Consider the following 2,522-nt stretch of genomic DNA (forward strand, 5'->3'; position numbering starts at 1 on the left):
GCCTTACCGCCCAGCGGCTGCTGCGTGATCATGGAGTACGGGCCGGTCGACCGGGCGTGGATCTTGTCGTCGACCAGGTGCAGCAGCTTGAGGATGTAGATGTAACCGACCGAGATCGGGTACGGGAACGGCTCACCGGAACGACCGTCGAACAGCCGCGCCTTGCCGCTCTGCTGCACCATCCGGTCACCGTCACGGTTGGCGACGGTGTTGCCCAGCAGCCCGACGATCTCCTCCTCGTGCGCGCCGTCGAAGACCGGGGTGGCCATGTTGGTACGCGGGGCGACCTTCTCGAAGCCCTTGTCCCTCAGCCGCTCGGCCCACGCCTCGGCGATGCCCGAGATGTCCCAGCCACGCGCGGCGATCCACCCCAGGTGGGTCTCCAGCACCTGACCGACGTTCATCCGGCCGGGCACGCCCAGCGGGTTGAGGATGATGTCGACCGGGGTGCCGTCCTCAAGGAACGGCATGTCCTCGACCGGCAGGATCTTGGAGATGACACCCTTGTTGCCGTGCCGGCCGGCCAGCTTGTCGCCGTCGGTGATCTTACGCTTCTGGGCCACGTAGACGCGGACCAGCTCGTTGACGCCCGGCGGGAGCTCGTCGCCCTCGTCGCGGCTGAACACGCGCACGCCGATGACCTTGCCCTGCTCGCCGTGCGGCACCTTCAGCGAGGTGTCACGGACCTCACGGGCCTTCTCACCGAAGATGGCGCGCAGCAGCCGCTCCTCCGGGGTCAGCTCGGTCTCGCCCTTCGGGGTGACCTTGCCGACCAGGATGTCGCCGGGCACGACCTCGGCGCCGATCCGGATGATGCCGCGCTCGTCGAGGTCGGCCAGGACCTCTTCCGACACGTTGGGGATGTCCCGGGTGATCTCCTCGGGGCCCAGCTTGGTGTCGCGGGCGTCGACCTCGTGCTCCTCGATGTGGATCGAGGAAAGGACGTCGTCCTGGACGAGACGCTGGGACAGGATGATCGCGTCTTCGTAGTTGTGGCCCTCCCACGGCATGAACGCCACGAGCAGGTTCTTGCCGAGCGCCATCTCACCGTTGTCGGTGCAGGGGCCGTCGGCGATGACCTGGTTGACCTCGACCCGGTCGCCCTCGGCGACGATGGGCTTCTGGTTGAAGGAGGTGCCCTGGTTGGAGCGCTTGAACTTGGCGACCCGGTACGTCGTCCGCGTGCCGTCGTCGTTCATGACGGTGACGTAGTCGGCGGAGACCTCCTCGACCACACCGGCCTTCTCGGCGCTGATGACGTCGCCGGCGTCGGTCGCGGCACGGTACTCCATGCCGGTGCCGACCAGCGGCGCCTCGCTCTTGAGCAGCGGCACCGACTGGCGCTGCATGTTGGAGCCCATGAGCGCGCGGTTGGCGTCGTCGTGCTCCAGGAACGGGATCATCGCGGTGGCCACCGACACCATCTGGCGCGGCGACACGTCGATGTAGTCGACTTCCTCGGCACGGGCGAGCTCGGTCTCACCGCCCTTGGTACGGACCAGGACGCGGGGCTCGGCGAACGAACCGTCGGAGTTGAGCGTCGTGTTGGCCTGCGCCTTGACGTAGCGGTCTTCCTCGTCGGCCGTCAGGTAGTCGATCTGCTCGGTCACCTTGCCGTCGACGACCTTGCGGTAAGGCGTCTCGACGAAGCCGAAGGCGTTGATCCGGCCGTAGGAGGCCAGCGAGCCGATCAGACCGATGTTCGGGCCTTCAGGGGTCTCGATCGGGCACATCCGGCCGTAGTGGGACGGGTGCACGTCACGGACCTCGAAGCCGGCCCGCTCACGGGACAGACCACCGGGGCCGAGCGCGGACAGACGCCGCTTGTGCGTCAGGCCGGCCAGCGGGTTGGTCTGGTCCATGAACTGCGACAGCTGCGAGGTGCCGAAGAACTCCTTGATGGAGGCCACGACGGGACGGATGTTGATCAGGGTCTGCGGCGTGATCGCCTCGACGTCCTGGGTGGTCATCCGCTCGCGGACGACGCGCTCCATGCGGGCCAGGCCCAGCCGGACCTGGTTCTGGATGAGCTCGCCGACGCTGCGCAGGCGGCGGTTGCCGAAGTGGTCGATGTCGTCGACCTCGACGATCACCTCACCGTTGGCGCCCGGCATCGACTCTTCGCCCGCGTGCAGGCGGACGATGTACTCGATGGTGGCGACGATGTCCTCTTCGGTCAGCGTGCCCTGCGTGATCTCGGAGTCGACCCCGAGCTTCTTGTTGATCTTGTAGCGGCCCACCTTGGCCAGGTCGTACCGCTTGGGATTGAAGTACAGGTTCTCCAGCAGGGTCTGCGCCGACTCCTTGGTCGGCGGCTCACCCGGCCGCAGCTTGCGGTAGATGTCCAGCAGCGCGTCATCCTGACCGGCCGTGTGGTCCTTCTCCAGCGTCGCCCGCATCGACTCGTACTGGCCGAACCGCTCGAGAATCTGGTCGTTGGTCCATCCCAGCGCCTTGAGAAGCACGGTGACGGCCTGCTTGCGCTTACGGTCGATGCGCACACCGACGCTGTCGCGCTTGTC

General features: G+C 67.0%; 1 protein-coding gene. It reads right to left on the bottom strand.

From position 1 onward, the window contains the following. The coding region (gene rpoB / locus ABZ815_RS52680) for a DNA-directed RNA polymerase subunit beta (protein ID WP_357711114.1) at positions 1–2,522 on the bottom strand (2,522 nt) is incomplete at both ends.

The sequence above is a fragment of the Nonomuraea sp. NPDC047529 genome (genome assembly GCF_040642995.1).
Taxonomy (GTDB): Bacteria; Actinomycetota; Actinomycetes; order Streptosporangiales; family Streptosporangiaceae; genus Nonomuraea.